Source organism: Azospirillum brasilense (assembly GCF_001315015.1).
GTDB lineage: Bacteria > Pseudomonadota > Alphaproteobacteria > Azospirillales > Azospirillaceae > Azospirillum > Azospirillum brasilense.
This window is the reverse complement of sequence record NZ_CP012914.1, coordinates 1,761,260-1,787,514: the sequence shown is the minus strand read 5'-3', so window position 1 is coordinate 1,787,514 and position 26,255 is coordinate 1,761,260. Positions and strand designations below refer to the sequence as shown.

General features: G+C 67.2%; 26 protein-coding genes. 16 read left to right on the top strand and 10 right to left on the bottom strand.

Annotated elements, in window-relative coordinates; all coding sequences use genetic code 11:
* Window positions 1-166 precede the first annotated feature (166 nt).
* A complete protein-coding gene (locus AMK58_RS29435; protein WP_079285191.1) occupies window positions 167-1,390 on the bottom strand; it encodes a class I SAM-dependent methyltransferase in 1,224 nt (407 codons plus the stop codon).
* A gap of 370 nt (window positions 1,391-1,760) precedes the next feature.
* Window positions 1,761-3,512 (bottom strand): cation:proton antiporter domain-containing protein, encoded by a 1,752-nt coding sequence (locus AMK58_RS08235; RefSeq protein WP_196813128.1) that lies wholly within the window; start codon window positions 3,510-3,512, stop codon window positions 1,761-1,763.
* A 424-nt stretch (window positions 3,513-3,936) separates the two neighbouring features.
* Between AMK58_RS08235 and AMK58_RS30345 the strand changes: the two genes are divergently transcribed.
* Window positions 3,937-4,143, top strand: coding sequence for a hypothetical protein (locus tag AMK58_RS30345; RefSeq protein WP_137165098.1), 207 nt, complete (start codon window positions 3,937-3,939; stop codon window positions 4,141-4,143).
* 56 nt (window positions 4,144-4,199) lie between these two features.
* Here the strand turns inward: AMK58_RS30345 and AMK58_RS08225 are convergent, their stop codons facing one another.
* From AMK58_RS08225 to AMK58_RS08205, 5 genes are read right to left on the bottom strand one after another with little or no spacing between them, the layout of a single operon-like run.
* Complete coding sequence (locus AMK58_RS08225) at window positions 4,200-4,697, bottom strand: DUF934 domain-containing protein (protein WP_035674610.1); 498 nt, start codon at window positions 4,695-4,697, stop codon at window positions 4,200-4,202.
* Entirely contained in the window at window positions 4,684-6,372 is a 1,689-nt protein-coding gene (locus tag AMK58_RS08220; RefSeq protein ID WP_035674612.1) for a nitrite/sulfite reductase, read from the bottom strand. The genes AMK58_RS08225 and AMK58_RS08220 overlap by 14 nt, the downstream gene beginning before the upstream one ends.
* Window positions 6,373-6,407: 35 nt before the next feature.
* Complete coding sequence (locus AMK58_RS08215) at window positions 6,408-6,755, bottom strand: DUF2849 domain-containing protein (RefSeq protein ID WP_059398797.1); 348 nt, start codon at window positions 6,753-6,755, stop codon at window positions 6,408-6,410.
* Between the two features lie 24 nt (window positions 6,756-6,779).
* The gene (gene cobA, locus AMK58_RS08210; RefSeq protein WP_059398796.1) at window positions 6,780-7,604 is read right to left on the bottom strand and encodes a uroporphyrinogen-III C-methyltransferase; all 825 of its coding nucleotides are present in this window, start codon (window positions 7,602-7,604) and stop codon (window positions 6,780-6,782) included.
* Window positions 7,601-8,167, bottom strand: coding sequence for a precorrin-2 dehydrogenase/sirohydrochlorin ferrochelatase family protein (locus AMK58_RS08205; RefSeq protein ID WP_236778080.1), 567 nt, complete (start codon window positions 8,165-8,167; stop codon window positions 7,601-7,603). The genes cobA and AMK58_RS08205 overlap by 4 nt, the downstream gene beginning before the upstream one ends.
* A 200-nt stretch (window positions 8,168-8,367) precedes the next feature.
* Here AMK58_RS08205 and AMK58_RS08200 point away from each other — a divergent pair, with 200 nt between their 5' ends.
* From AMK58_RS08200 to AMK58_RS08175, 6 genes are all read left to right on the top strand, one after another.
* Window positions 8,368-9,102 carry a phosphoadenylyl-sulfate reductase gene (locus AMK58_RS08200; protein WP_035674619.1) on the top strand — a complete coding sequence of 245 codons (735 nt, stop codon included), beginning with the start codon at window positions 8,368-8,370 and terminating at the stop codon, window positions 9,100-9,102.
* Complete coding sequence (cysD, locus tag AMK58_RS08195; RefSeq protein WP_035674621.1) at window positions 9,099-9,896, top strand: sulfate adenylyltransferase subunit CysD; 798 nt, start codon at window positions 9,099-9,101, stop codon at window positions 9,894-9,896. The genes AMK58_RS08200 and cysD overlap by 4 nt, the downstream gene beginning before the upstream one ends.
* Before the next feature lie 18 nt (window positions 9,897-9,914).
* Entirely contained in the window at window positions 9,915-11,789 is a 1,875-nt protein-coding gene (cysC, locus tag AMK58_RS08190; RefSeq protein WP_051140279.1) for an adenylyl-sulfate kinase, read from the top strand.
* A gap of 196 nt (window positions 11,790-11,985) precedes the next feature.
* Window positions 11,986-13,032 (top strand): ABC transporter substrate-binding protein, encoded by a 1,047-nt coding sequence (locus AMK58_RS08185; RefSeq protein ID WP_035674625.1) that lies wholly within the window; start codon window positions 11,986-11,988, stop codon window positions 13,030-13,032.
* 5 nt (window positions 13,033-13,037) lie between these two features.
* Window positions 13,038-13,802: an ABC transporter permease gene (locus AMK58_RS08180; RefSeq protein WP_035674628.1), complete on the top strand. Its 765-nt coding sequence runs from the start codon at window positions 13,038-13,040 to the stop codon at window positions 13,800-13,802.
* A complete protein-coding gene (locus AMK58_RS08175; protein WP_035674630.1) occupies window positions 13,790-14,542 on the top strand; it encodes an ABC transporter ATP-binding protein in 753 nt (250 codons plus the stop codon). The genes AMK58_RS08180 and AMK58_RS08175 overlap by 13 nt, the downstream gene beginning before the upstream one ends.
* An 82-nt stretch (window positions 14,543-14,624) precedes the next feature.
* On the opposite strand, the gene AMK58_RS08170 is transcribed toward AMK58_RS08175, so the two are convergent.
* The 3 genes from AMK58_RS08170 to AMK58_RS08160 all read right to left on the bottom strand — a co-directional run bounded on the left by AMK58_RS08170 (window position 14,625) and on the right by AMK58_RS08160 (window position 15,954).
* Complete coding sequence (locus tag AMK58_RS08170; protein WP_035674633.1) at window positions 14,625-14,909, bottom strand: DUF1488 family protein; 285 nt, start codon at window positions 14,907-14,909, stop codon at window positions 14,625-14,627.
* A gap of 23 nt (window positions 14,910-14,932) precedes the next feature.
* Window positions 14,933-15,565 (bottom strand): DUF6134 family protein, encoded by a 633-nt coding sequence (locus AMK58_RS08165; RefSeq protein ID WP_035674636.1) that lies wholly within the window; start codon window positions 15,563-15,565, stop codon window positions 14,933-14,935.
* Between the two features lie 80 nt (window positions 15,566-15,645).
* The gene (locus AMK58_RS08160) at window positions 15,646-15,954 is read right to left on the bottom strand and encodes an SCP2 sterol-binding domain-containing protein (protein ID WP_035674638.1); all 309 of its coding nucleotides are present in this window, start codon (window positions 15,952-15,954) and stop codon (window positions 15,646-15,648) included.
* A gap of 235 nt (window positions 15,955-16,189) precedes the next feature.
* Between AMK58_RS08160 and AMK58_RS08155 the strand changes: the two genes are divergently transcribed.
* The 9 genes from AMK58_RS08155 (at window position 16,190) to AMK58_RS08115 (ending at window position 26,221) form a co-directional block, all read left to right on the top strand.
* Window positions 16,190-17,908 carry a long-chain-fatty-acid--CoA ligase gene (locus AMK58_RS08155; protein ID WP_035674640.1) on the top strand — a complete coding sequence of 573 codons (1,719 nt, stop codon included), beginning with the start codon at window positions 16,190-16,192 and terminating at the stop codon, window positions 17,906-17,908.
* Window positions 17,909-18,046: 138 nt separating this feature from the next.
* Window positions 18,047-18,439: a MerR family transcriptional regulator gene (locus AMK58_RS08150; protein ID WP_014240764.1), complete on the top strand. Its 393-nt coding sequence runs from the start codon at window positions 18,047-18,049 to the stop codon at window positions 18,437-18,439.
* A gap of 45 nt (window positions 18,440-18,484) precedes the next feature.
* A complete protein-coding gene (locus tag AMK58_RS08145; protein ID WP_035674642.1) occupies window positions 18,485-18,997 on the top strand; it encodes a thioesterase family protein in 513 nt (170 codons plus the stop codon).
* 75 nt (window positions 18,998-19,072) lie between these two features.
* The gene (locus tag AMK58_RS08140; protein ID WP_035674645.1) at window positions 19,073-19,945 is read left to right on the top strand and encodes a VOC family protein; all 873 of its coding nucleotides are present in this window, start codon (window positions 19,073-19,075) and stop codon (window positions 19,943-19,945) included.
* Window positions 19,946-20,078: 133 nt separating this feature from the next.
* Window positions 20,079-21,323 carry an MFS transporter gene (locus AMK58_RS08135; RefSeq protein WP_079285189.1) on the top strand — a complete coding sequence of 415 codons (1,245 nt, stop codon included), beginning with the start codon at window positions 20,079-20,081 and terminating at the stop codon, window positions 21,321-21,323.
* Window positions 21,324-21,423: 100 nt separating this feature from the next.
* Window positions 21,424-21,987, top strand: a complete 564-nt coding sequence (locus tag AMK58_RS08130) for a 1,2-dihydroxy-3-keto-5-methylthiopentene dioxygenase (protein ID WP_035674648.1) — start codon at window positions 21,424-21,426, stop codon at window positions 21,985-21,987.
* A gap of 132 nt (window positions 21,988-22,119) precedes the next feature.
* A complete protein-coding gene (locus AMK58_RS08125) occupies window positions 22,120-22,944 on the top strand; it encodes a hemerythrin domain-containing protein (RefSeq protein ID WP_035674650.1) in 825 nt (274 codons plus the stop codon).
* A gap of 443 nt (window positions 22,945-23,387) precedes the next feature.
* Window positions 23,388-24,662: a type III PLP-dependent enzyme gene (locus tag AMK58_RS08120; RefSeq protein WP_035674653.1), complete on the top strand. Its 1,275-nt coding sequence runs from the start codon at window positions 23,388-23,390 to the stop codon at window positions 24,660-24,662.
* 140 nt (window positions 24,663-24,802) lie between these two features.
* A complete protein-coding gene (locus AMK58_RS08115) occupies window positions 24,803-26,221 on the top strand; it encodes a homospermidine synthase (RefSeq protein WP_035674656.1) in 1,419 nt (472 codons plus the stop codon).
* Window positions 26,222-26,255: the final 34 nt, after the last annotated feature.

The following is a 26,255-nucleotide window of genomic DNA, read 5'->3' as shown; positions in this document are numbered from 1 at the left end:
TTATTGTCGGGTGGAAATCGCGGCTTACGCTTGATGGCACTCCAGCCGTTGGCTGCTCACCGCCACGGCCTCAACTCGCGCTGCCCACGCTTCAAAATGCGACCCGATGGGGCTTATCCATGGCTTCCACGTCAATGGAGATCATGCCCCTCCGTGAAGTGAATTATCATTTATAGAATGTCATGATTTTTCGATGTGGCATGGGTGATTCCGCAATTTCCCAACGTTGGAACAATTTTTCATGGTCCATTAGGATACGCATAAGCGCAGATGCAGTGAATAGGAAGGTTTGATCGACACCCGCCGAACTTACGCCGATGAGAGGCAAGTCATTCAAATCTTTTCCGCGACCATCGAATACACCTCCGAATATTGGATCATCAAGCTGGGGAAACTCGATGACCAGAGCGTTGCGCGTGAGTTCCGCGCAACGCCTCAGGACCCGCATGGGCTCTTTGAGGTGATGGATGACATTGAGAAGGAGCACACGATCGAACGGCTCGGATGGTGAGTAATCCAAAATGTCCTGGCAGCGAAACTCCACCGAGCTGCCCAATATTTCCTTCAAGATGACTGCGGCTTGGAATCGGGTTTGGCGTGGCTCCAATCCGACCACCCGCTGGGCCCCGCGGCGCTCCGCCTCGAAGGAGAAGAATCCAATGGCACTGCCGACATCCAGAACGGAATGGCCACTCAGATCGTCCGGCATGGTCAAGGCTGCGGTTGCAGAACGGTCCTGCCCACGCGTGGCAAGGCCGTGTGGCAGCTCTATGCGTTGATACTCAAAAATGGGTGATATGATGATGTTCTCGATTCTCTCCCGTGAATAACGGGACGGGTGATCGTGCAATATCTCATTCATTTTCTCTGGTGGAACATCCAGGAATTTGCCGTCTCTTGAATGAATGAACTCAACCTTGATCCCTTGCCGAGCAAGCTCATCAATGAAGCTTGTGTACACATGGGACAAATCAAACCGGGCATAGACGCCCGTCCAGTAGCTGTTCGGGTAGGCCTGAACGACCGACCGCAGATTCGGTTCGATGGACGTCCGCACACCGGCTCGTGCGTTCAGTTCATGCAGAGAAGCGAGAAGGACCGTGGCCTTTTTCGGACCGGGCAAATCCCGGATCCGCAGCCAAGCCTCATCGATGTCGTACGACCAGGGGGTATTCTCAACTTCATGGCCGCCATCGGCATCAATGGCATGGACAGGGCGTAGGATGTTGTAGTGGATGGCAAAATCGCCCGGTGGCAGAGGGCGGACACCGATTTCGTCGGGGAACACCAATGGCACCTTGCTTCCCTGGTCATCGAGCAACCGGGGTGAGTTTGATTCATAGAATGTTGATTTCCCGACGCAACTCGGTCCGCAGATCAGGTGGATCATCTAAGTCGAACCATCCTTATAGGTTACCAATACGCGGTGTATGGCGAAAAACTAGATCAAGCACCGCCAGCCCGAGAAGGGAAAACAGCTCCCAACGATCTCTTCGCCCGCAGGCGGTACGGACAGTTTTTCTGAGTAGCGTTGACGGGTCTCCCGCATGAGTCATTTGAGGCATGCTGGGCACGCTTCAAACTGGCGTCGATAGCTGGAATGGATCGGAGAACCATCATTCCGCCCAGGTTCGGGAAAACGAAAGGCCTTGGGTTTCTTCGGCTCAAGGCCTTTCGCTTTATTGCCGGTAAATGCTTGTGCGAAGGCTCCCGCTTCATTCGTCTATCGGATCGGTGAATGCCACACCGTTTCGAACCGTTCAGGCGGCGCTTTCCGATGCGGCCACAGCCTCGTCGGTGGCGGCGTCCTGCTGGTTCATCTTGCGCCGCTGCGCGGCCATGTCGATCAGGGCCGTGCGCAGCGCCGGATGGCGGGCAGTGAACTGGTTGAAGTCGCGCCGCTCCAGCACTTGAAGCTGGCAATAGTCGACCGCGGCGACATCGGCGTTGCGCCGCTGGCCGCTCAACAGGGCCATCTCGCCGAACATCGTGCCGGCGCCCAGGCGGATGGTCTGGCCCTCCATGAGCACCTCCACGGCGCCGGAGGATATGAAGTACATGGCGTTGGCGCGGTCGCCCTTGCGGATGATCCGCTCGCCGGGCACCGCCGACTTGGGCCGGAACAGCATCATCAGCCGCTCCTGCTCGTGGGCGTCCAGCAGCGACAGCACCGGGAAGGTCTTGGCGAGCGCCTGGATTTGCAGGTCGTGCTCCTTCTCGCGCTCCTCCGCCTGGTGGCGGGCGTCGGCGAGGCTGCTCTGGAGCTGCTCGAACTGCTCCCAGCCATAGGGCGGCACGCCGGCGGCCCGCTTGGCCTGGAGATGCTTGCGCAGCATCGCGACGCCCGCGAAGACCGCCGGGTTAAGCGTGATCGACAGCAGGGCGCCGGCCAGCACGAGGTCGCGCCCTTCCTCCGGCAACAGGCCGAGCGACATGCCCAGCCCGACGAGGATGAAGGAGAATTCACCGATCTGCGCGAGGCTGGCCGACACCGCCAGACCCATGCCCACCGGGAAGCGCAGCAGGATCACGATGCCGAAGGCAATCAGCGATTTGCCGACCACGATCAGGGCCACCACCGCGATGACCGCCAGCGGATCGCGCAGCAGGATCGACGGGTCGAACAGCATGCCGACCGACACGAAGAACAGAACGGCGAAAGCGTCCTGCAACGGCATCGAATCGGTGGCCGCCTTGTGGCTGAAGCGCGATTCGTTCAGCACCACGCCGGCGAAGAAGGCGCCCAGCGCGAAGGATACGCCGAACAGCACCGCCGAGCCGTAGGCGACGCCGAGCGCGATGGCGAGAACGGACAGGGTGAACAGCTCGCGTGAGCCGGTGCGCGCCACGTTGGTCAGGATCACCGGGACGACGCGCGGACCGAGCACAATCGCCAGAACGGAGAAGGCGGCGACCTTGCCCAGCGTCAGGGCCAGCGTCAGCCAGATCGGACCGTCCGAGCCGGCGCCATGGCCCCCGGCGGCGCCCCCTGCGGCGCCCGGTGCGTGGCCGCCCAGGACCTCCGCCAGGGCCGGCAGCAGGACGAGCGCCAGGACCATCGCGAGGTCCTCGACGATCAGCCAGCCGACCGCGACGCGACCTTCGGCGGTGTTCAGCATGTCTCGCTCTTCCAGCGCCTTCAGCAGCACGACCGTGCTCGCCACCGACAGGCTGAGGCCCAGCACGAGGCCGGCGCCGAGACTCCAGCCCCACAGCCAAGCCAGCCCGACGCCCAGCGCCGTGGCGAGGCCGATCTGGCCGACCGCGCCGGGAATGGCGATTTTCCGGACCGCCAGCAGATCCGAGGGCGAGAAATGAAGACCGACGCCGAACATCAGGAGAATGACGCCGATTTCGGCCAACTGGGCGGCGAGAGCGCCATCGGCGACGAAGCCCGGCGTGAAGGGACCGATGATGACGCCGGCGACCAGATAACCGACGAGGGGAGGCAAGCGAATGCGGTCAGCGAGGTATCCGAATATGAAGGCCAACCCGAATGCGATGGCGATCATGGAAATAAGCGGAACATCATGGGACATGCGAAAATCCTGGCTGCATCGGCGCGATGCCGCATAGTACGGATTTCGGCGGGCGGTGTGAGCGATGTTGTCGAGATTTTTCCAGTCGTTCGTCCGCATTCGCGGACACTAATGTTCGATCTCCGCAAATTCGCCTCAATTGCCCAATGCTTCGGCATAAGGTCCGAAATCCATGCGGTGTGACTTTGCTGGCCTGTGGCGTTCCGAGACTGGATAAGCGGGCCAGGACCGCTATGCTCCGCAGGCGGACGGAGAGGTGAAAAGCATGGCGAGCAAAAGACGCAAGGCATCCAAGAAGACCGGCCGGGGCCGCTCGGGGACGGGGCGCCCTCTGGCGGGCGAATCGATGGTCCTGGATGGTCGGGCGCCGCGACCACAGGTCCGGACCTCCCCTGTCGTGCGAAGCCGGGGCAATGCGAAACGCTCCGTCTCTCTGGACGGCGATTCGGGGGCCTTTCTCGGGCCGGAGCAACAGTATCTGCTGAGAAAGCGCCAGGAGGTCGAACGGCGCGACGCCCGGTTGCGGCGCACCGTGGCCGGGGCGCTGGTCGCGCTCGCCGCAGCGGCGGCGGGCGGCCTGTTCTGGGCGTTTGGCGGGGTGTGAAACCGCGCCGCGCCCGCTCCCATGACAATTGGGACGCAGGCGCGGGGCGATGCGCGTCAGGACCCCAGGCGGCGGCGCAGGAGCGACAGCGGCTGCGGGTCGTCCAGCGACGGCTGGAAGGCGACGGTGATCTCCGTCAGGGCGTGCGCCCAGCTCTCCGGGTTGGTGTTCTCCGGCGCCTCGGCGGAGGTGAAGCCGGTGCGCAGGAGGAAGCGGTACTGGTCGGGGATGACGTGCCCGACCGCCCGGATCTCACCCTCATAACCATAGCGCTCCCGCAACTCGCGCGCGGTGGAGAAGCCGCGGCCGTCGCGGAACTTCGGAAACTCGATCGCCACCAGGGCGAAGCGGCCCAGGTCCGGCGCGATGGCCGGGGCCAGGGTTCCGCTCTTGACCCGGACGCCGAGCGCCGCGTTGCGCCCGTCGAAGCTCGCACGCTCCGCCTGCCAGCGCTCGAAGGTGACGACGGCGGGGCGGTCGGCGGGAACCGGCTCGCCGTCGGCGACCGCGACCCACTCGTCCTCGACGATGCGGCCGTCCTTAATGAGCGGCATAGACTCTCTCCTTGAACGGGCCGTGGCCGACGCGCTTCAGCGTGTCGATGAAGCGTTCCCCGTCGTAGCGGTTGGACAGATAGACCTCGACGATGGCCTCGATGGCGTCCACCGTCTCGTCGGCGGTCACCGCCGGGCCGAGGATGTCGCCGATGGCCGTGGTCAGGGTCGGGTCACCGCCGACGGTGATCTGGTAGAACTCCTCGCCCTTCTTATCCACGCCGAGGATGCCGATGGCGCCGACGTGATGGTGGCCGCAGGCGTTGATGCAGCCGCTGATCTTGATGCCCAGCTCGCCGATGGTCTGCTGCCGCGCCGGATCGGCGAAGCGGGCCGAGATGGCCTGGGCCAGCGGGATCGAGCGGGCGTTGGCCAGCGCGCAGTAGTCGAGGCCGGGGCAGGCGATGATGTCGCCGATCAGCCCGGCGTTCGGCGTGCCCAGCCCGTTGGCCTCCAGCGCCGTCCACAGGGTGAACAGCGCGTCCTGCCGGACATGGGCGAGGACGAGGTTCTGGGCGTGGCTGACGCGCAGTTCGCCGAAGCTGTGCGCGTCGGCCAAATCGGCGATCAGCTCCATCTGCTCCGAGGTGGCGTCGCCGGGGATGCCGCCGGCGGGCTTCAGCGAGATGGTGGCGGCGGCGTAGCCGGGAACCTTGTGGGCCAGCACGTTGACCGCCACCCAGCGGGCGAAGTCCGGGTTCGTGGCCTTGGCGGCCTGGAAGGACTCCGGCTCGTCGGTCAGCTTCTCGAAGGCCGGGCCGCCGAAGCGGCGGCGGATCTCGTCGACGACCTCCGGCGCGAGGCGGTATTTTGGGCCGCGCAGGCGGGCGAACTCCTCCTCGACCTCCTGGGTGAACTTCTCCTGGCCCAGTTCGTGGACGAGGATCTTGATGCGCGCCTTGTAGATGTTGTCGCGCCGGCCATACTGGTTGTAGACGCGCAGGATGGCTTCGAGATAGGCGACGAAGTCCTCCTCCGGCACCCAGTCGCGGATCAGCTTGCCGATGAAGGGCGACCGGCCGAGGCCACCGCCGACGTAGAAGGTGAAGCCGACCTCGCCCCGCTCATTGCGCTTGGCGAAGACGCCGACGTCATGGACGCGGATGGCCGCACGGTCGGCGTCCGACCCCATGATGGCGATCTTGAACTTGCGCGGCAGAAAGGTGAATTCGGGGTGCAGGGTCGTCCACTGCCGCAGGATCTCGGCGTAGACGCGCCCGTCCACCACTTCGTCCCGCGCCGCCCCGACGAACTGGTCGGTGGTGACGTTGCGCACGCAGTTGCCGCTGGTTTGCAGCGCGTGCATGTCCACCTCGGCCAGCTCATGCAGGATCGCCGGGGTGTCCTCCAGCTTGATCCAGTTGAACTGGAGATTCTGCCGGGTGGTGAAGTGGCCGTAGCCCTTGTCGTACTTGCGCCCGATCTCGGCCAGCTTGCGGAGCTGCCGCGCGGTCAGGACGCCGTAAGGAACGGCGATGCGCAGCATGTAGGCGTGGAGCTGGAGGTAGAGGCCGTTCATCAGCCGCAGGGGCTTGAACTCGTCCTCCGTCAGCTCGCCGGACAGGCGGCGCTCGACCTGGGCGCGGAACTGCTCCACGCGCTCCGCAACGAAGCGGCGGTCGATGTCGTCGTAGCTGTAGACCCCGGCGTTGCGGCCGGGCGCGATGTGGTTCATGGAACTCGCCCTTGTCAAAAAAGTGGCCGCCCGGTTCAGGCCGCAGCCTGCTTGCCGAGATCGATGCGGACGGTGGGGCCGAGCGCCCGGATGCGCTCCCGCGTCTTGACCGGCACCCGCTGCCCGTCCACGACGCGCAGTTCGAAGGCGTAGACGTCCACGGCGAACTGCTCGCCCTCCGCCTTGGCCTTGGCGGCGGCCAGGGCGGTGTCAGCGGCGGCCGCGTCCTCGAACAGGGCGGCGCCGTCCAGACGCTCCACCCAGCCGAGGTCGGGGCCGAGGTCGGGGCCGGGGGCGAGGAAGATCACCTCGCCGTCGCGCAGGCGGTTGGCGGTGATGGCCTTCAGCACCGCCTCGTTCCTGGACTTATCGTTCAACGCCATGCCTTCAACTCCTAACACGTACGCTCACGCCGACACGGCGATGGAAAACGGGTTCTGGCCGGTGGTCTGCTGCCACGCGCCGATCAGGGTGCGCAGCCGCACGACCTCGCCGACCACGATGATCGCGGGGCGCTTGGCCTGTAGCCGCACGACGTCCCGGGCGCAATGGGCAAGATTGGTCTCGATGACGCTCTGCGCCTCGGTGCTGGCGCTCGACACGATGGCGACCGGGGTCATCGGCGGCTTGCCGGCGGCTTCGAGCCGTTCGGCGATGGTCCCGATGGTGCCCAGCGCCATGTAGAACACCAGCGCGCCGGGCAGCCGCGCCAGAACGTCCCAGTCCAGGTCGGCGGGCAGACCGCCGGCCTTGTCGTGCCCGGTGACGAAAGTCGCCGTGGTGCCGAAGCCGCGGTGGGTCACCGGAATGCCGGCATAAGCCAAGCCGCCGATCCCCGCGGTGACGCCGGGCACCACGCGGAAGGGGATTTCGGCCTCGGCCAGCGCCAGGCATTCCTCGCCGCCACGCCCGAAGACGAAGGGATCGCCGCCCTTGAGCCGCAGCACGCGACGGCCTTCCCGGGCCAGTTCCACCAGCCGGGAGTTGATCGCCTCCTGCTTGGGGGAGGGGTGGCCGGCGCGCTTGCCCATGTCCACCAGAAGGGCCTCGGGGTTGGCGGCCTCCAGGATGCCGCCGCCGACCAGCGCGTCGTGGACGATGGCGTCGGCCTCGCCCAGCGCCTTGGCGGCCAGCAGGGTCAGCAGGCCCGGATCGCCGGGGCCGGCGCCGGCCAGCCAGACGCTGCCCGGCTCGAAGGAGGGCAGGCGGGACAGAAGAGACGATGCGATCATGGCAGCCATCCTTTGGCGGCGATCAGATCCCGGCAGGCGCGCAGCACCTCGGGTCCCTTGGCGCCCGTGGCGCGCAGGCGGTCGCGGAGCGCGGCGAGTTCCGCCAGCCGGTCCGCCCAGACGGCGGGGAACAGGGTCTCCAGCCGTTCGCGGAGCACCTGGGCCAGCGCCGGGCTCCGGCCGCCGGTGGAGACGGTCATCAGCAGGTCGCCGCGCCGTATCACAGACGGCGCGTGGAAATCACAGAGCGGAATCACATCCTCGACATTCACCAGGATGTTCCGGACACGCGCCTGACGGGCCAGGGCCTCCGCGGCGGGGTCGTCGATGCCGACGACGAACAGCACCTGCACACCCTCCAAGTCGGCGGGCGCGGGCAGGGCGCGACGCAGGGCAATCCCCGCGAGAGCGATCAATTCAGCATCCGGTTCCGGTGAATAGACCGCCGGTGCCGCGCCGCCCTCCAGCAATTGCGCGAGACGGCGTTTCGCCAGCGGTCCCTGACCGACCAGCGCGATCCGCACATGCGTCGGGTCGAGCGCGACCGGGATCACCGCGGCCACCCGAAATACACACCGGAGCTATCGTGAAAACACATCATGGGCGCATTTAAGCGCGATGGCGGGGTGCAATCAACAGATTTCACAAACTCGCTTAAACCTATAATACATGTAGACAATGTATATGCATTGCAACGCCGTGAAACTGGTGTTAATGTGCAATTCAGAACAAATACTCCACTTCGTGGATAGGCAATTAGGTCATGCTTGATGGACTTGCCCAGGCTGTGAAACGCGACCGCGTGACCGATCTGACCGAACGTTACGGGCGGCTGGACGGGGCGGTGCTTCTGAACGCCCTTCTGCGTGATGAATTCGACGGCCGCGTTGCTGTGGTTTCGTCCTTCGGAACGGAATCGGCGGTGCTGCTCGCCTTGGCGGCGGAAGCCGACCCGTCCTTCCCGGTTCTCTTCGTCGACACCGGGAAGTTGTTCGGGGAAACGCTGCGCTACCGCGACAAGCTGGTGTCCGCGCTCGGCCTGACCGGCGTGCGCACGATCGGCCCGACCGGCGCGGATCTGGCGGCGGAGGACCCCGACGGGCTGCTGTTCACCCGCTCGCACGACGCCTGTTGCCATCTGCGCAAGACGGTGCCGCTGGACCGCGCGCTGGAGGGTTTCGACGCCTGGGTGACCGGGCGCAAGCGCTTCCAGGCATCGACGCGCGCCGCCCTTCCGCTGTTCGAGGCGGAGGAGGGCACGGGCCGCATCAAGATCAACCCGCTTGCCCACTGGGACCGCGAGCGGATCGAGCAGGAGTTCACCCGGCGCAACCTGCCGCGCCACCCGCTTGAAGCCGACGGCTTCCTGTCCATCGGCTGTTTCACCTGCACCGAGCGTGTCGCTCCCGGTGCGGACCCGCGGTCGGGCCGCTGGGCCGGAACCGCCAAGACCGAATGCGGCATTCACACCTTCAAGAAGACCGGAACCGCACAATGACCGCCGATCTCGATTACCTTGAGAGCCAGAGCATCTATATCCTCCGCGAGGCCTACAACCGCATCGACAAGCTGGCTCTGCTGTGGTCGATCGGAAAGGACAGCAACGTCCTGCTCTGGCTCTGCCGCAAGGCGTTCTTCGGGCGCGTGCCGTTCCCGGTCGTCCAGCTCGACACCGCGATGGAGCTGCAGGAGGTCTACGACTTCCGCGACCGCATCGCCGGGGAGTGGGACCTCGACCTGCGGGTGGAGGCGTGCCCGCCGGAAGCGGACATGGACCAGACCCTGCCGCCGCTGACCCGCGCCGCCGCCCGCAAGACGGAGGGGCTGAAGAACCTTCTGCGCACCGGCAAGTACCAGGGCATCATGGTCGGCATCCGCCGCGACGAGCAGGCGACCCGCGCCAAGGAGCGCGTCTTCTCGCCCCGCTCGCTGGAAGGCGATTGGGACGTGAAGGACCAGCCGGCGGAGTTCTGGGACCATTACAAGACCCGGTTCGACGAAGGCACCCACGTCCGCATCCACCCGCTGCTGCATTGGACCGAGCTGGACATCTGGCGCTACTCCAAGCGCGAGGGGATTCCCATCGTCCCGCTGTACTTCGCCAAGGACGGCAAGCGCTACCGCTCGCTGGGCGAGAAGAACATCACCTTCCCGGTGGACAGCACCGCCGGCACCATCGACGAGATCATCGCCGAACTGGTCGTGACCCGCATTCCGGAGCGCGCCGGCCGCGCCATGGACAACGAGGCCGAGGACAGCTTCGAGCGCCTGCGCAGCTCGGGCTACATGTAAGAAGCGGGGATTGGGACCATGGACATCCGGAACGAATTGAACGGCCAGCTCCGCATCGTCATCGTCGGCCATGTCGACCACGGCAAGTCGACGCTGATCGGGCGCCTGCTGAACGACACCGGCAGCCTGCCCGACGGCAAGGTGGAGCAGGTCCACGAGATGAGCCGCAAGCGCGGCATGCCCTTCGAATGGGCCTTCGTGATGGACGCGCTCCAGGCCGAGCGGGACCAGGGCATCACCATCGACACCACGCAGATCCACTTCAAGACGGAACAGCGCCCCTACGTCATCATCGACGCGCCGGGCCACACCGAGTTCCTGAAGAACATGGTGACCGGCGCCTCCCAGGCCGACGCCGCCCTGCTGGTGATCGACGCCGCTGAGGGTGCCTTGGAGCAGTCGCGCCGCCACGCCTTCCTGCTGCACCTGCTGGGCGTGCGGCAGGTGGCCGTCGCCGTCAACAAGATGGACCGCGTCGATTTCGACCAGTACCGGTTCGAGGCGGTGTCCCAGGAGATCCGCGCCTATCTGGCGGAACTCGGCCTGCACACCTCCACGGTGATCCCGATTGCGGCGCGCCACGGCGACAACATCGTCACCCGCTCCGACAAGGCGCCCTGGTACGAGGGGCCGACCGTGGTGGAGGCGCTGGACGCCTTCCGCCCGCAGCAGGCGCCGACCGAACTGCCGCTGCGCTTCCCGCTGCAGGACGTCTACAAGCCCGACGACCGCCGCATCCTGGCCGGCCGCATCGAGAGCGGGCGCCTGCGCGTCGGCGACACGCTGCGCTTCTCGCCGACCGGCGCCACCGCCACGGTGGTCAGCATCGAGGGGTGGAACCACAGCCAGCCCATCGTCGCCGCCCAGGCCGGGCAGAGCATCGGCATCACGCTGGACAAGCGCATCTTCGCCGAGCGCGGCCATGTCGCGCACCATGAGGAGGGGGCGCCGCACGTCACCCACCGGCTGGGCGTCCGCGCCTTCTGGCTGACCTCGGAGCCGCTGGCGGTCGGCAAGACCTACACGCTGAAGATCACGACGGGCGAGCACCGCGTGACGGTGGAGAGCATCACCGCCGTCATCGACATCGAGGACCTGTCGAGCACCCCGGCCAAGGCGGTCCACCGCAACGAGGTGGCCGAGGTCGTCCTGCGCTCCCGCTCGCCGATCGCCGTCGACCTCGCTTCGGCGCTGTCGCGCACCGGGCGCGGTGTGCTGATCGACGGGCACGATGTGGTCGGCGGCTGCATCGTCGTCGAGGTGGACGAGGGGCCCGCCGCCTCGGCCAACACGACCGAGGTCTCGCACGCCGTCACCGCGGACGAGCGCAACGCCGCCAACGGCCACAAGGGCGGCGTCCTCTGGCTGACTGGCCTGTCCGGGGCCGGCAAGTCCACGCTGGCCATGGCGCTGGAGCGCGCCCTGTTCGACCGCGGCTGGCAGGTCTTCGTGCTGGACGGCGACAACGTCCGCAACGGGCTGAACGCCGGGCTGGGCTTCTCGGCGGAGGACCGGGCGGAGAACATCCGGCGCGTCGCCGAGACGGCCAAGCTGTTCGCCGACGCCGGCGTGCTGGTCATCGCGTCGCTGATCTCGCCGCTCCAGGCCGACCGGGCGCGGGCACGGGCCATCGGCGGCGAGCGCTTCCACGAGGTCTATGTGGCCGCCGATCTCGCCACCTGCGAATCGCGCGACCCCAAGGGCCTCTACCGCCGAGCGCGCGCCGGGGAGATTCCGGACTTCACCGGCGTCTCCGCCCCCTACGAGGCTCCGGAGTCGGCGGAGCTGACCATCGACACCGGTGCGGTCACTCCGGTGGAGGCGCTGGGCGAACTGCTCGACTATGTGGACGGTGCGTTCGGCCGGAACGCCCTGAAGCGCGACCGGGTGTAACGGCTTCCCTCGTCCGTTCGGGAAAAAGCCCCTTCGCGTCGCCGCGAAGGGGCTTTTCCTATGGTGGAATGGATTTCACATTGCGAAACGCATTATGTGAAATCAGGCATTTCATCATTCAATAATGTGTAATTCGCTCTTCCTTCCGATAGGAGATGTGCTAAATAGGCGGGCAATTTCCTGCGAGGATGGAACCATGACCGCCCTGACCCGACGCTCCGCGATGCTGGCTGTGGCCGCCGTCGCATCCCTGACCGCCGCGTCCCTGACCGCCCTGACGCCCGGCGCGGCCCGCGCCGCCGATCCGGTGAAGCTGGAGGTCGGCTACATTCCCATCCTTGCCGCCGCGCCGCTGTTCATCCTGGAAGGGGAAGGCTGGGCGCGCGAGGCTGGCATCGACCTGAAGCTGACCAAGTTCGAATCCGGCCCGCATGCCATCCAGGCGATGGCCGCCGGCAAGATCGACCTGCTCTACGCCGGCGTCGCTCCGGTCCTGGTCGCCCGCTCGAAGGGCGCCGACGTGTCGGTGATCGCCAACTCGGCGGTCGAGGAGATGGTCGTCGCCAGCCGCGGCGAGTTCGCCAAGGCGCTGGGCGGCAAGGCCACCGCGGAGTCCATCGCGAAGTTCGTCGCCGACAGCGGCCGCAAGGTCAAGATCGGCACGCAGCCGCCGGGCTCGGTCCCGGACACGGTGCTGCGCCACTGGCTGTTCAAGGTGGTGAAGGCCGACCCGGCCAACGTGGAGATCATCTCCATGGGCATCGAGAAGACCCAGCAGGCCCTGCTGGCCGGTGCCCTCGACGCGGCGACGATCCGTGAGCCGACGGTGACCGTGACCCAGAAGGTCGACCCGAACGTCGGCCTGCTCGCCACCGGCGCGGAGATGTTCCCGAACCAGCCCGGCACCGTCATCGCGGTCCGCGGCCCGGTCGCCAAGGAGCATGGCGAGGCGCTGACCCGCCTGCTCAAGGCGCACATCCGCGCCGTCGACCAGATCGCCAAGGACCCGGCCCGTTCCGCCAAGGTCGCCAACGAGTATCTGGGCAAGGGCCTGATGGAGCCGGCTACGCTGGAGTCCGCCTTCCGCTCGCCGGGCTCCAAGTTCGTCGCCGACCCGCACGGCGTCGTCCCGGCGGTCGAGCAGATGATGACCTACGCCAAGGAGATCGGCTCCGCCGAGGGCACCATCCCGGTGGCGGAGGCGTTCGACTTCCGCTTCTACGACGCGGCCGCCGCGAAGTAAGCGCGATGCGTCAACCGCTGAAGCTCCACAGCTCCATCGCCCTGTCGGCGCTCGGCGTCGGCGCTTTCCTGCTCGCCTGGGAGGCGCTGGCGCGCAGCGGCGTCGTCCCCGCCGGGCTGCTGCCGTCGCCCAGCGCAGTGCCCGGCGCCTTCCTGGCGGAGTTCCGGTCGGGCACCTGGCAGGCGATGGTCTTCGCCAGCCTGTCGCACTATCTGTCGGGGCTGGCGCTCGGCACCGTCCTGGGCATCACCTTCGGCACGGCGGCGGCGACCTGGGGCATTTGGGACGCCTTCCAGGCCTGGGTGGTGCGCATGCTGCGCCCCATCCCGTCCATCGCCTGGATTCCCTTCGCCATCATCTGGTTCGGCGTCAGCAAGTCGGCGGCGACCTTCCTGATCGCGCTGACGGTGTTCTGGATCAACTACTACGCCACCTACAGCGCGGTGCGCGGGGTGGACAAGGACCTGATCGAACTCGGCCATGCCTTCGGGCAGGGCGGGCTGATCCCGCGCCTGTTCAAGATCGTCCTGCCCGGCGCGCTGCCGGGCATCCTGTCCGGCGTGCGCGCCGGGCTGGGGCAGGGTTGGATGACGGTGGTGGCGGCGGAGCTGTTCGGCATTTCCGGCCTGGGTGCGCGCATGTCCGACGCCTCCGGCCTGCTCGCCACGCACATCGTCGTGCTCTACATGGTCACCATCGCGGCGCTCTATGGCGTCTGCGACTTCCTGTTCATGCAGGTTCAGCAGCGGGTGCTCGCATGGCAAAAGTAAATGGCTCCGCTGTGATCGATCTGAAGGGGGTCGCTATCGGCTACGGTGCCGAGGCTCCGCCAGTCCTGGTGGACGTCGATTTGTCCATCGAGCGCGGCAGCTTCGTCGCCATCGTCGGGCCGTCCGGGGTCGGCAAGTCCACGCTGCTGCGCGTCGTCGCCGGGCTGCACACGGCGCGCGCCGGTGCCGTGACCATCCACGAGACGAAGAAGCCGGGCCACCGTCCGGTCAGCCTCGTCTTCCAGGATGCCCGCCTGCTGCCTTGGCGGCGGGTCGCCAAGAACGTCCGCTTCGGCCTTGAGGGCCTGCCGATCTCCACCACCGAGCGGGAGGAGCGGGTGGCCGCCGCGCTGCGCCTCGTCCGGCTGGACGATTACGGTCGGCGCTGGCCCTATGAGCTGTCGGGAGGTCAGCGCCAGCGCGTCGGCATTGCCCGCGCCCTGGCCGTCGATCCCGACATCCTGCTGATGGACGAGCCGTTCGGCGCGCTCGACGCCATCACGCGGCACAGCCTTCAGGATGAGCTGCTGCGCATCCACCGCGAGACCGGCAAGACCGTGCTGTTCGTCACGCACGACCTGGAAGAGGCGGTGCATCTCGCCGACCGGATCATCGTGCTGGGCGGCAGCCCGGCGCGCATCGTCCAGGACGTGCGCAACGAGCCGGGCCGCGAGAGCGGCGGCTTCCGCGAGCAGGTCGAGCAGCTGCGGTCGGGGATCGCGGACAATTACAGCATTTGAGGCGTCGAACCGGGCACCCACCCAACCCTCCCCCTGCGAAGCGGGGGGAGGTCGGGAGGGGGCGACGCGACCTTTCACGCTCTTACGGCGCCACCCGCCGCACATCCCTTGCCGTCAAATGCACGTTCGCATCCGGGTCCAGCTTGCGGTCCATGATGCGGGCCTCCACCGCCTTGTCGAAGACCGGGCGGTTCATGCAGACATACTGAAGCGCCTCGTCCGGCTTCGGCAGATGGCCAGCGAGGGTTTGCAGGGCGCGGCGCGGGACAAAGACCCGCCCGTGATACTCCCCGACCTCCACCGCGAACTCCACGGCGTCGGCTTCCTCGTTCCAGGACGGGTCTTCGGGGAACACGAACAGCGGCATCACACCCTCACGCAGTACACATCTCAGTCCAGGATGTAGGTAACATCGTAGCCGCTGCGCTTGAAGCGGGTCTTCAAAAGCGTGCCCTGCGCGTCGAACCACAGGTCGCGCTCCACGTCGCCGGAGATGCGGTGATGCTGCGCCGGCACCGCCCGTCCGCCGACGGTCAGCGTCTCTGTGCCCACGAGGTCGGTGCGCACGCTGTAGGGCTTGCCGTCGATGACCGACAGCAGGGTGGGGCGCTTCAGCACCTCCGGGGTCCACAGCGTCAGGGGCAGGGTGTCGGCGCTGGCCTTGCCCACCTTGCCGTCCACCGTGACGGAATAGCCGTCGCCGGTCCGCATCATCCGGATGGCGTGGGGTGTGCCGTCGTCATCGGTCTGGGCGCTCATGGAGTCGAGCATCCCGCCCTTCCACACCTCCTCCCGCTTGTGGTCGTAGCGGAAGTTGATGAACAGCACCTTGACCCGTGTCGAGGCCGTGACGGCGACCTTGGTCACGTCGCTCTGGTGCTCCAGCCGGACGGTTTCGCTGCCCACCGGATCGTCGCCCATCAAAATACGGTAGTTCAGCGTGCGCGGCTCGGCCGCCTGGGCCGCGGCCGCGGAGAGCAGCAGACCGGCGGCCGTCAGCGCCGCGCGCAGGGCGTGCGTCATGGATGTTCCCTCCCTGTGCTCGTTGTACAGCGGCGGCTTATGATGCCGCCGTCCGGTTTTCGTTACTCAGCCGCAGGCGCTCAGTCGTCGAGGAGTTGCGCCAGCTTCATGGCGACGCCCATCGAGCCGTCCACCTTCAGCTTGCCCATGGTGAAGGCCAGCATCGGGTTCAGCCGGCCGTCCATCAGCTTCTTCAGATTCTCGGCGGAGATGCGGATGGTGCAGTCGGGGTCGTCGTCCCTGGCGCCCTCCCGCGCGATGGCGACGGGCGTCTCGCGGGCGTTGACCCGCACCGCCTCGCCGTCCTCCAGCGCAAAACGGACGTCGGCCTTCAGGCTGCGGAAGCTGGTGGAGCGGGATTGGAGTTCGCGCAGGATGTCCTCAACCATGGATCGGTCTCTCTCCCCTGGATTCATGTTGGTTGTATCTTGACAGTAAGCCGGCTTTACGTTTACGTCAACGTCATAACCAAAACGTTTCCGGCGCCACAATGATCCGGGAAACATCAATTCATCCACGGGGAGTGAAACCATGCAGACCGCCGCCGCGCCCGGAATCCCATCGCCCCGCACCGCCTTCCGTCGTCGCTTGTCCTGACCCGCCGCGCAGCCGGGAGGATCGGAGATGACCGAGAATCTTGCGCGCCGGGGCAGCATTGGCGACGACACGCCGGCCCATCCCTGGCTGGCCCATTACCCCGAGGGCATCGCCTGGGACCAGCCGATCGCCGTGACGCCGCTGGCCACGCTGTTCGAGGAGGCCGCCCGCCGCTACGCCGACCGTCCCTGCCTGGATTTCCTCGGCCGCCGCTACCGCTACGCGGAGGTGCTGGGGCTGGTGAACCGGGCGGCCAAGGGTTTCGCCGCAATGGGGGTGAAGCCGGGCGTGCGGGTAGGGCTGTGCCTGCCGAACACCCCGACCTACGTGATCGCCTATTTCGGGATCCTGAAGGCCGGCGGTACGGTGGTGAACTACAACCCGCTCTATGTCGAGCGGGAGCTGGAGCACCAGATCGAGGATTCCGGGACCGAGATCATGGTCACGCTCGATCTGAAGCAGATTTACCCGCGCATCGAGGCGATGCTGGACCGCACGCGGCTGAGGACGGTGGTCGTCTGCCGCATGGCCTCCATCCTGTCCCCGGTGAAGAGCGTGCTGTTCCGCGTGCTGAAGCGCAGCGAGCTGGCCAGCATCCCGCAGGACGGGCGGCATGTGGACTTCGACGCGCTGCTGGCCAACGACGGAATGATGCCGCCGGTGCGGCTGGACCCGCGGCGCGACGTCGCGGTGCTGCAATACACGGGCGGAACCACCGGCGTGCCCAAGGGGGCGATGCTGACCCACGCCAACCTCGTGGCCAACGCCCGGCAGGTGCAAGCCTGGTTCCCCGGCATGGCGCTGGGGGAGGAGCGGATGCTCGCCGTCCTGCCCTTCTTCCACGTCTTCGCCATGACGGTGATCCTGAACATGGGGCTGGCGGCGGGGGCGGAGCTGGTCATGCTGCCGCGCTTTGACACGCTGCAGGTGCTGAAGACCATCGCGCGGCGCAAGCCCACGCTGCTGCCCGGCGTGCCGACCATGTACAAGGCGCTGCTGAGCCATCCCGACGTGGCGCGCCATCCGATGCGGTCGATCCGCTACTGCATCTCCGGCGGGGCGCCGCTGCCGATGGAGCTGAAGCGCCAGTTCGAGGAGGCCACCGGCTGCGTGCTGGTCGAGGGCTACGGCCTCAGCGAGGCGTCGCCGGTCTGCGCCTGCAACCCGCTGACCGGCGTGAACAAGGAGGGCTCCATCGGCCTGCCGCTGCCCGGCGTCATGGTGCAGATCCGCGCGCTGGACGATCCCGACCGCGTGTTGCCGCCCGGCGAGAAGGGGCAGGTCGCGCTGTCCGGCCCCAACGTCATGGCCGGCTACTGGAACAAGGACGAGGAGAGCCGGCGCACCATCGTCGGCGGCTGGTTGTTCACCGGCGACGTCGGGCTGATGGACGAGGACGGCTATGTCTTCCTGCTCGACCGGCTGAAGGACCTTATCATCTGCGGCGGCTACAACGTCTATCCGCGCGTGATCGAGGAGGCCATCTACCAGCACCCCGACGTCGTCGCCGTCTGCGTCATCGGGATTCCCGACGACTACCGCGGCCAGAGCCCGAAGGCCTTCATCCAGCTCCGGTCCGGTGCCGACCTGACCGCCGAACGGCTGAAGGACTTCCTGCGCGACAAGATCTCGCGGATCGAGATGCCCAAGCAAATCGAATTCCGCGCCGAGCTGCCCAAGACAGCGGTCGGCAAGCTGTCGAAGAAGGAGCTGATCGCTGAAAGCTTGCAGAAGCCGGAGGGGTGACCGGGAAAGGGCGCGCGGCTTTGTCACATCGTGGTGTGTGTGGTAGGAACGGTGACGCCGTCCGGCGGTGTGGAACGAGCGGCCTTCGCTTCCCACACGCCAACGCGGCGCGACGTGACGGAAGGCGTGCCCCCCACCATGGAACAGCTCTACACGGTCAATCAGTTGGCGGAGGAACTGGGCATCACGCCGCGCGCCCTCCGCTTCTACGAAGTGAAGGGGCTGCTGTCGCCCAACCGCCTCGGCAACAACCGCGTCTACACCAAGCGCGACCGCGCCCGGCTGAAGCTGATCCTGCGGGGCAAGCGGCTGGGCTTCTCGCTGGCCGAGATCCGCGAGTATCTGGACCTCTACAACGTCGATGGCGGGGTGGAGCAGTTGAAGGTCCTGCAGAAGCGCATCGACGCGCGGCTGAAGGACCTGGAGCAGCAGCGCCAGGACCTGGAGGCGACCGTGGGCGAACTGCGGGAGATCGGGGCCCAGGTGCAGGCCGCGCTGGACGAGCGCGGGTTGGCGTCCAAGAGCGCCTGAGCCGGTGCGGTCCCGTCCGCCGGGCCGGGCCGGAGGGGATGGGGTATGAATTTGCTGTTCCGCCTGATCGGCGTCATCGTGGCCGCTCTGACCGGTCGGCCGGTGGGGTTCCTGGAACCGGCGCGGCTGCGCTTCCGGGTGTGGCCCACCGACCTCGACCTCAACCTGCACATGACCAACGCCCGCTATTTCAGCGTCATGGACCTGGGGCGGGTCGATCTGATGCTGCGCTCCGGCATGGGGCGGTCGATCCTGCGCCACCGCTGGCAACCGGTGATCGGCGCTGCCAACCTGCGCTTCCGCCGCCCGCTGGCGCCCTTCCAGCGCTTCGAGCTGGCGACCCGCGTGCTGTGCTGGGACGACAAGTATTTCTTCATCGAGCATCGGGTGGAGACCGCCACGGGCACGGCGGCGTTGGCCGTGGTGCAGGGCGCCTTCGTGGCGCGCGGCGCCGTGGTCGCCCCGGCGGACATCCTGGCGATCCACGGCGAGAACCGGGAGTCGCCGCCCATGCCGGACGCCGTCGCCGCGTGGCGCGAACGGCCGCTGGCGCCCTGACACTTGCGCCGCGCCGTCCCGTTGCACTATGGCTGGCCGGACGCGAAAGGCCGGCAAAGCGGAAGGGCAAGGGGCATGGGCGCACACGGAATCAACGGCATCGACCATCTCGTCATCGTCGTCCGCGATCTGGAGGCGGCGCAGGATGCCTATCGCCGCATGGGCTTCACCATTTCGCCGAAGGGCCGGCATGGCGAACTGAAGTCGGCGAACCACACCATCATGTTCGGGGCGGGCGACTATCTGGAACTGCTCGCCATCGAACAGCCGCACCCCTTCACCGCCTTTTACAGCGACGTGTTGAAGACCCGCGAGGGCATCGCCGCGGCGGCGCTGAAGACCGACGACGCGCGGGCGGCGCAGCGGCTTCTGGTCGAAGCCGGCTATCCGGCGGGTGAGCCGGTCGAGTTCGGCCGTCCCGTCGAACTGCCGGGCGGCGCGCAACAGGCGCGCTTCACCACCACACCGATCGACGGCGTGCCGGAGTGGGGCGGGCGGGTCTTCCTGTGTCAGCACCACACCCCCGAGGTGGTCTGGCGTCCGGAGCTGGTCCAGCACGACAACACGGTGACCGGCCTCGCCGCCCTGGTCGTCGCCGCCGACGATCCCGACGCCACCGCCGCCTCCTACGCCCGGCTGTTCGGCACGGCGGTGGAGACGCGGGGGCCGGCGCGCGTCGTGCCGACCGGCAGTGCCCCCATCGTGGTGGCCGATCCCGCCGCGCTGCAATGGGGCTGGACCGGCGACCCGGCGCTGGCGGTTCCGCGCCCCTTCCTGGCCGGGGTGGTGCTGACGGTGGCCGATCTGGAGCGCGCGCAGCAGGCGCTGCAGAAAAGCAAGTTCCCGACGGTCGTCGGCAACGGCGTGCTGCGCGTGTCGTCCGCCAGCGCCTGCGGCGCCATGCTGGCCTTCGCCAAGGAGTTCGACCTCGGCGCGCTGATCCCGTAAACCCGCCGGGCGGCCTGTTGTCATAACGGAATCATATTGCTGCACTGCGTCCGCTCCGTTGGACAGGACGCCGTCGCGGGCGCACATTCCCCTCTTGCGTGCATGTTGCGGCGCATCATGGGGGCATATCGACGTGGCGGACGGCGATTTCGGCAGGGTTCGGATCGAGCCGGCGGGGCAGGGCGCGGCTGAAGCGGGGGCGACGTATCTCGTCGCCGGCACGCCGGCCTACAAGCGGGCGAGCCGCATCCTTTTCGTCGCCGGTTTCTCCACCTTCGCCGCGCTCTACTGCGTGCAGCCCCTGATGCCGGAATTCACGCGGGAGTTCGGCGTCACCCCGGCGCAGTCCAGCCTCGCCCTGTCGGTGTCCACCGGTGTTCTGGCCTTCGCGCTGCTCATCGCTGGGGCGGTGTCCGACCGGTTCGGGCGCAAGGCGATCATGGCGCTTTCCCTGCTCGCCTCCGGTACGCTGGGCATCAGCGGCGCGATGGCGCCGGACTGGGCGTCGCTGCTGCTGGTGCGGGCGCTGGAAGGGATGGCGCTCAGCGGCCTTCCCGCCGTCGCCATGGCCTATGTGTCGGAGGAGGTGGACCCGCGCTCCGCCGGGGTCACCATGGGCCTGTACATCGGCGGGACGGCGCTCGGCGGCATGTCGGGGCGGGCCCTGACGGCGCTGGTCGCCGATGTCGCGTCCTGGCGCATGGCGATGGGGGTGATCGGCACCCTGGGAATCGCCGCCGCATTGGCGGTGTGGTTCGCGCTTCCCGCGTCGCGCCATTTCCAGCGGCGGCCGGCGGGCATGCGGGAGCTGGCGGCGGCGTGGCGCGGGCACCTGATGGATCGCGGGCTGCTCGCCCTGTTCGCCATCGGGTTCCTGTCCATGGGAGCCTTCGTTACCGTCTTCAACTACATCGGCTTCCGCCTGCTGGCGCCGCCCTTCGATCTGCGCCCGGCGGCGGTCGGCGCCGTTTTCACGGTCTATCTCTGCGGGGTGGTCAGCTCGCCGCTGTTCGGCGGGTTGGCGGTGCGGCTGGGGCGTGGGCGGGTGCTGGCGGCGGCGGCGGCGATGATGGCGGCCGGGCTGGCGCTGATGACGCCGGACAGGCTGGGGACGATGGTTCCGGGCATCGCCCTGTTCACCTTCGCCTTCTTCGGCGTCCACACCATCGCCTCCGGCTGGATCGGGCAGCGGGCGCCGGTCAACCGCGGGCAGGCCTCGGCGATCTATCTGTTCTGCTACTACATGGGCTCCACCGTCGCCGGGACGCTGGGCGGCGTCTTCTGGTACGCCTTCGGCTGGGCCGGAGTCGGCGGATTCGTCGGGCTTCTGCTCGCGGTTGGGCTGATCGTGTCGCTGGGGCTGGCGATCCGTCGCTGATTCGTTCATTGCGCGCATACGGAGGTATGGCTTCAACCGTTTCGGTTGCGCCGGGCGCCGCTTCGTCTCATTCTGGGTGCACCTGCACAACGAGGCGACCATGGCCCGTTTGTCCGTCTACAGCGACACCGATCCCACCGTTGCGGAACTCTCGTCCGCCGACCCGGCGCTGGTCACCGCCCATCTGGCGCTGGCCGGCGTGCTGTTCGAGCGCTGGCCGGCGCCTCAGGCCATTCCAGACGCCGCCGACGCCCATGCGGTGCTGGAAGCCTATGCCGGGCCGGTGGCGGTCCTGAAGGAGGCACGCGGCTTCCAATCCGCCGACGTGGTGCGGATGCCGCGCGGCCAGCCGGACGCCGCGGTCCGCCGCGCCGCCTTCCTTGCGGAGCATACTCACGACGAGGACGAGGCCCGGTTCTTCGTGCAGGGAAGCGGCGCCTTCTATCTGCATGTGGACGGAAAAGTGTTCCGCATCGTGTGCGGGGCCGGTGACCTGTTGAGCATCCCGGCGCGGACGAAGCATTGGTTCGACATGGGGCCGGACCCGGAATTCACCGCCATCCGCTTCTTCACGCGCCCGGATGGCTGGGTGGCGTCCTTCACCGGTGACGTGATCGCCGACCGCTTTCCGAAGTTCGAGTCGGAAACCGGTAACGTTTCATGACCCGCCCATCATGACCCGGCTGCCGCCGTTACCTTTCGCCGCAGCCGATTGCGGGCGAAAAGCGGCGCTGTTACAAGCCCTTCGGTATCGGCGCCGATCCAATGGCGGCGCGCCACCCGCTTCGGAGGCTCCATGACCACGGATGGCCACTCCATCCCGTGTACGGGCAACGGCTTCATCGACGCGGCCCATACGTCGCTGATGGACCATGTCGAAGCCATCCGCTGCGCCTGCGCCGACGGTGCTTCCCGTGATTCCATGGTTCCTCGATTCAGCCGGTTCGCGGACGAAATGCGCATGCATTTCGACCATGAGGAGGTCATCATCCGTGCCGCCGGCTTCACCCGGTGGGAGGAGCACGCCGGCCACCACGCGATGCTGGACCAGCAGTTCGGCCGGCTGATCGACTATGTGCGCGACTGTGAGGTCACCTCGGATTTCCTGTGCACGGTGGCGGGCACGCTGGATGCCGCTCTGTGCGGACATGAGATCCGGCACGACGGCGATTACACCGCGCTGGTGCGCGACGCATCGATGGCGCCGGAGGGGCGGACCCTGATCGCCTGGAACAGCGCTTTCGAGGTCGGGGTGGGGCCGCTCGACGCCCAGCATCGTCAGCTCGCCGAGCTTATGAACGAGTTGGACGCGATGAGCCGCCGGGGCGCCCCGTCCGGTGAGACGCTGGACCTCTTCGGGCTGCTGCACGACCATGTGCACGCCCATTTCGCCATGGAGGAAGGGGTGCTGCGCCGCGTGGCGCCCGGCCGCTTTGTGGCCCATCGCAACCACCACCGGCTGTTGGAGGGGCAGTTCTCCCGCATCCGCCAACAGGTGGAGAGCGGCCGGCTCGACACCGGCGTCGCGGTGCGGGGGTTCCTGCGCTTCTGGCTGATGGACCATGTGCTGGGCTCCGACCGTCCGGCCTTCGCCGAGACGGCGGACGCGGTGCCCCGCTGACCGCCGCCATCGTTCCGATAACGGGCCAATCCTGGGCCAACCCCGGGCCGCTCCCGACCTGTCATCAAAAAATCACTTGAATCGCCGGGGAAAAAGCGTAATTCATCGGGGACGACGCACTCGCACGTGCCAATGGCCCTCTGTGGTTATGCAACGACGTACCGCGTCCTTTTTGGCAGAACCGGTCATCAGTGGGCCGGTCCCGAGAGGGAGGTAGGCATGTTGGCTCTCCACGGCAGGGCTCTCAGACGGTAGCCCATAGCCGGACATCGACGCTTTGAACCTGCGGAGCTGTTAGCCCGCTCGTGAGCGTTCGACCCGGCTTTTCTCCGTCGCCTTTCACCACAACCCGAATTCCGATCCGCGGCTTTGACGGTCGTGTCGGATTCCCGTCTGTTCGCTGGACCGCCCCGCGCCGGGTGGCCCAGGGTAAGGAGTGCGCCATGGGCTTCATCCGATCCCGTTCCGCCGTCGCCCCGCTGCGCCGCGGCGTTTCCGTCTCCGCCCCGTCCTTCGGCGCTTCGCCGGTGTCGGACCGCCGCACCTCCGTCCATCAGGCGGTGGCGCTGGCCCGACCCGAGGAGCCGATGCACTGCATCCGTCCGGGCGTCCTGGCCGACACCGCGTCCAGCTTCGTGGCCGCCTTCGACGCCGCCGTGTCGGGCGACGTGCTGTACGCCGTGAAGTGCAACCCGGAGCCAGCGGTGCTGCGCGCCCTGTGGGCCGGTGGCGTGCGCCACTTCGACGTGGCCTCGCCGGGCGAGATCCGACTGATCCGCCAGATGTTCCCGGACGCGGTGCTGCACTACATGCACCCGGTGAAGGGGCGCGAGGCGATCCGCACCGCCTACCAGCAGTACGGCGTGCGCGACTTCGTGCTCGACAGCATGGAGGAGCTTCAGAAGATCCTGGAGGAGACGGGCGACGCCCAGGACCTCGGCCTCGTCGTGCGTCTGGCCCTCCCGAAGGGCAACGCGGTCTACGACCTGTCCGGCAAGTTCGGCGCCCCGGCGACGGAGGCGGTCGAGCTGCTCCAGGCCGTGCGCATGGTGGCCCCGAAGGTCGGCGTGTCCTTCCATGTCGGCTCGCAGATGCTCGACCCGTCCGCCTACGAGCGGGCGCTGGAGCTGGCCGGCCGCATCATCGCGGAGTCGGGCGTGGTGATCGACGTTCTGGATGTGGGCGGCGGCTTCCCCGTCTCCTATCCGGGCGTCACCCCGCCGCCGCTCGGCGACTTCATGGAGGCCATCGCCCGCGGCGTGGCGAAGCTCGACCTGCCGGCCCATTGCCGCGTCTGGTGCGAGCCGGGCCGCGCGCTGGTCGCGCCGGGCGTGTCGCTGGTCGTGCAGGTGGTGAAGCGCCGGGGCAACGAGCTGTTCATCAACGACGGCGTCTACGGCGCCCTGTCGGACGCCGGTGTCCCCGGCTTCCGCTTCCCGGCCCGCATGATCCGTCCCTTCGCGCCGATGGGCGACGAGCCGGTGGAGGCCTTCGCCTTCTACGGCCCGACCTGCGACAGCGCGGACCGCATGAACGGCCCGTTCCACCTGCCGGCGGACATCCGCGCCGGCGACTGGATCGAGCTGGGCCAGCTGGGGGCCTACGGCTCCTGCCTGCGCACCGCCTTCAACGGGTTCGACCAAGCCCGCGTGGTCGAAGTTTCGGACGCGCCGCTGCTGGAAACACCCGGCTATGTCCTCAAGAGCTGCGTGGCATAAGTCCCGCATCGCGGGAAAGCTGTGGATATCCCTAAAAAATCACCGTAAACCATCGTTGGTCCGCCACCCTCCGCCTTTGCAAGAGGCGCGAGGGTGACGGGCTGTATTTCTGTCACGCCAACCACGGGGGACCGTCTTAGATGACCCTGGACACCAAGCACATCACCTTCACCGGCCGCATGGTCATTGTCGGCTTCGGATCGATTGGCCAGGGAGTTTTGCCCCTGATTTTGCGCCACATCGGAATCACGAAGGACCAGATCACCATCGTCACCGCCGAGGAGCGCGGTCATGCCGAGGCGGATGAGCTTGGCGTCAAATTCATCAACCTGCCGCTGACGAGGGAGAATTACGCCCAGGTTCTGGAGCCCATGCTGGGCAAGGGCGATTTCCTGGTCAACCTGTCGGTGGACGTGTCGTCCGTCGCCCTGTTCGAGTTCTGCCACAAGATTGGCGCGCTCTACATCGACACCTGCGTCGAGCCGTGGGCCGGCGGCTACACCGACCCGTCGCTGTCGCCGTCGCTGCGCTCCAACTACGCCCTGCGCGAGACCGCGCTGTCGCACCGCGCCGCCTTCGAGGGTGGGCCGACCGCCGTTCTGACCCATGGCGCGAACCCCGGCCTCGTCTCGCATTTCGTGAAGCAGGCGCTGCTCAACGTCGCTGCCGACACCGGCGAATCGGCAGAGGTCCCGAAGGACCGCGCCGGCTGGGGCGCGCTGGCCGCCAAGCTGGGGGTGAAGGTGATCCACATCGCCGAGCGCGACACCCAGGTTTCCAACGAGCCGAAGAAGGTGGGCGAGTTCGTCAACACCTGGTCGATCGACGGCTTCGTCGGCGAGGGCTGCCAGCCCACCGAACTCGGCTGGGGCAGCCACGAGAAGCATTTCCCGGCCGATGGCCGCCGCCACGAGTTCGGCTGCGACGCTGCCATCTACCTGATGCGTCCGGGGGCCTCCACGCGCGTGCGCACCTGGACCCCGCTGGAGGGGCCGTTCCACGGCTTCCTCATCACCCACAGCGAGGCGATCTCCATCGCCGACTACTACACCCAGCGCGACGGCAACCACGTCACCTACCGCCCGACCGTGCATTACGCCTATCACCCGTGCGACGACGCGGTGAAGTCGGTGCATGAGCTGGCCGGCAAGAACTGGTACATGCAGCCGAGCCAGCGCCTGATGATGCACGAGATCGTCAGCGGCACCGACGAGCTGGGCGTGCTGTTGATGGGCCACAAGAAGGGCATCTACTGGTTCGGTTCCCGCCTGGGCATCGACGAGGCGCGCGCCCTGGTGCCCTACAACAACGCGACCTCGCTGCAGGTCACGGTGGCAGTTCTGGCCGGCATCGTCTGGGCGTTGGAGAACCCGAACCGCGGCATTGTCGAGCCGGACGAGATCGATTTCCAGCGCATCCTGGAAATCGCCAAGCCCTATCTCGGCGAACTGGTCGGCGCCTATGGCGACTGGACTCCGCTGCAGGACCGCGAACGTCTGTTCCCTGAGGACATCGACCATGACGACCCCTGGCAGTTCAAGAACTTCCGGGTTGTCTGATTGGAAAAGGGGCTCTTCGGAGCCCCTTTTCCAT

Excerpts from the sequence above, each read along its gene's own strand:
- AMK58_RS29435 (WP_079285191.1), bottom strand. The coding sequence starts at position 1,390 with ATGATCCACCTGATCTGCGGACCGAGTTGCGTCGGGAAATCAACATTC.
- AMK58_RS08235 (WP_196813128.1), bottom strand. The coding sequence starts at position 3,512 with ATGATCGCCATCGCATTCGGGTTGGCCTTCATATTCGGATACCTCGCT.
- AMK58_RS08225 (WP_035674610.1), bottom strand. The coding sequence starts at position 4,697 with ATGCCGCTCATTAAGGACGGCCGCATCGTCGAGGACGAGTGGGTCGCG.
- AMK58_RS08220 (WP_035674612.1), bottom strand. The coding sequence starts at position 6,372 with ATGAACCACATCGCGCCCGGCCGCAACGCCGGGGTCTACAGCTACGAC.
- AMK58_RS08215 (WP_059398797.1), bottom strand. The coding sequence starts at position 6,755 with ATGGCGTTGAACGATAAGTCCAGGAACGAGGCGGTGCTGAAGGCCATC.
- cobA (WP_059398796.1), bottom strand. The coding sequence starts at position 7,604 with ATGATCGCATCGTCTCTTCTGTCCCGCCTGCCCTCCTTCGAGCCGGGC.
- AMK58_RS08200 (WP_035674619.1), top strand. The coding sequence starts at position 8,368 with ATGCTTGATGGACTTGCCCAGGCTGTGAAACGCGACCGCGTGACCGAT.
- cysD (WP_035674621.1), top strand. The coding sequence starts at position 9,099 with ATGACCGCCGATCTCGATTACCTTGAGAGCCAGAGCATCTATATCCTC.
- cysC (WP_051140279.1), top strand. The coding sequence starts at position 9,915 with ATGGACATCCGGAACGAATTGAACGGCCAGCTCCGCATCGTCATCGTC.
- AMK58_RS08185 (WP_035674625.1), top strand. The coding sequence starts at position 11,986 with ATGACCGCCCTGACCCGACGCTCCGCGATGCTGGCTGTGGCCGCCGTC.
- AMK58_RS08180 (WP_035674628.1), top strand. The coding sequence starts at position 13,038 with ATGCGTCAACCGCTGAAGCTCCACAGCTCCATCGCCCTGTCGGCGCTC.
- AMK58_RS08175 (WP_035674630.1), top strand. The coding sequence starts at position 13,790 with ATGGCAAAAGTAAATGGCTCCGCTGTGATCGATCTGAAGGGGGTCGCT.
- AMK58_RS08170 (WP_035674633.1), bottom strand. The coding sequence starts at position 14,909 with ATGCCGCTGTTCGTGTTCCCCGAAGACCCGTCCTGGAACGAGGAAGCC.
- AMK58_RS08165 (WP_035674636.1), bottom strand. The coding sequence starts at position 15,565 with ATGACGCACGCCCTGCGCGCGGCGCTGACGGCCGCCGGTCTGCTGCTC.
- AMK58_RS08160 (WP_035674638.1), bottom strand. The coding sequence starts at position 15,954 with ATGGTTGAGGACATCCTGCGCGAACTCCAATCCCGCTCCACCAGCTTC.
- AMK58_RS08155 (WP_035674640.1), top strand. The coding sequence starts at position 16,190 with ATGACCGAGAATCTTGCGCGCCGGGGCAGCATTGGCGACGACACGCCG.
- AMK58_RS08150 (WP_014240764.1), top strand. The coding sequence starts at position 18,047 with ATGGAACAGCTCTACACGGTCAATCAGTTGGCGGAGGAACTGGGCATC.
- AMK58_RS08145 (WP_035674642.1), top strand. The coding sequence starts at position 18,485 with ATGAATTTGCTGTTCCGCCTGATCGGCGTCATCGTGGCCGCTCTGACC.
- AMK58_RS08140 (WP_035674645.1), top strand. The coding sequence starts at position 19,073 with ATGGGCGCACACGGAATCAACGGCATCGACCATCTCGTCATCGTCGTC.
- AMK58_RS08130 (WP_035674648.1), top strand. The coding sequence starts at position 21,424 with ATGGCCCGTTTGTCCGTCTACAGCGACACCGATCCCACCGTTGCGGAA.
- AMK58_RS08125 (WP_035674650.1), top strand. The coding sequence starts at position 22,120 with ATGACCACGGATGGCCACTCCATCCCGTGTACGGGCAACGGCTTCATC.
- AMK58_RS08120 (WP_035674653.1), top strand. The coding sequence starts at position 23,388 with ATGGGCTTCATCCGATCCCGTTCCGCCGTCGCCCCGCTGCGCCGCGGC.
- AMK58_RS08115 (WP_035674656.1), top strand. The coding sequence starts at position 24,803 with ATGACCCTGGACACCAAGCACATCACCTTCACCGGCCGCATGGTCATT.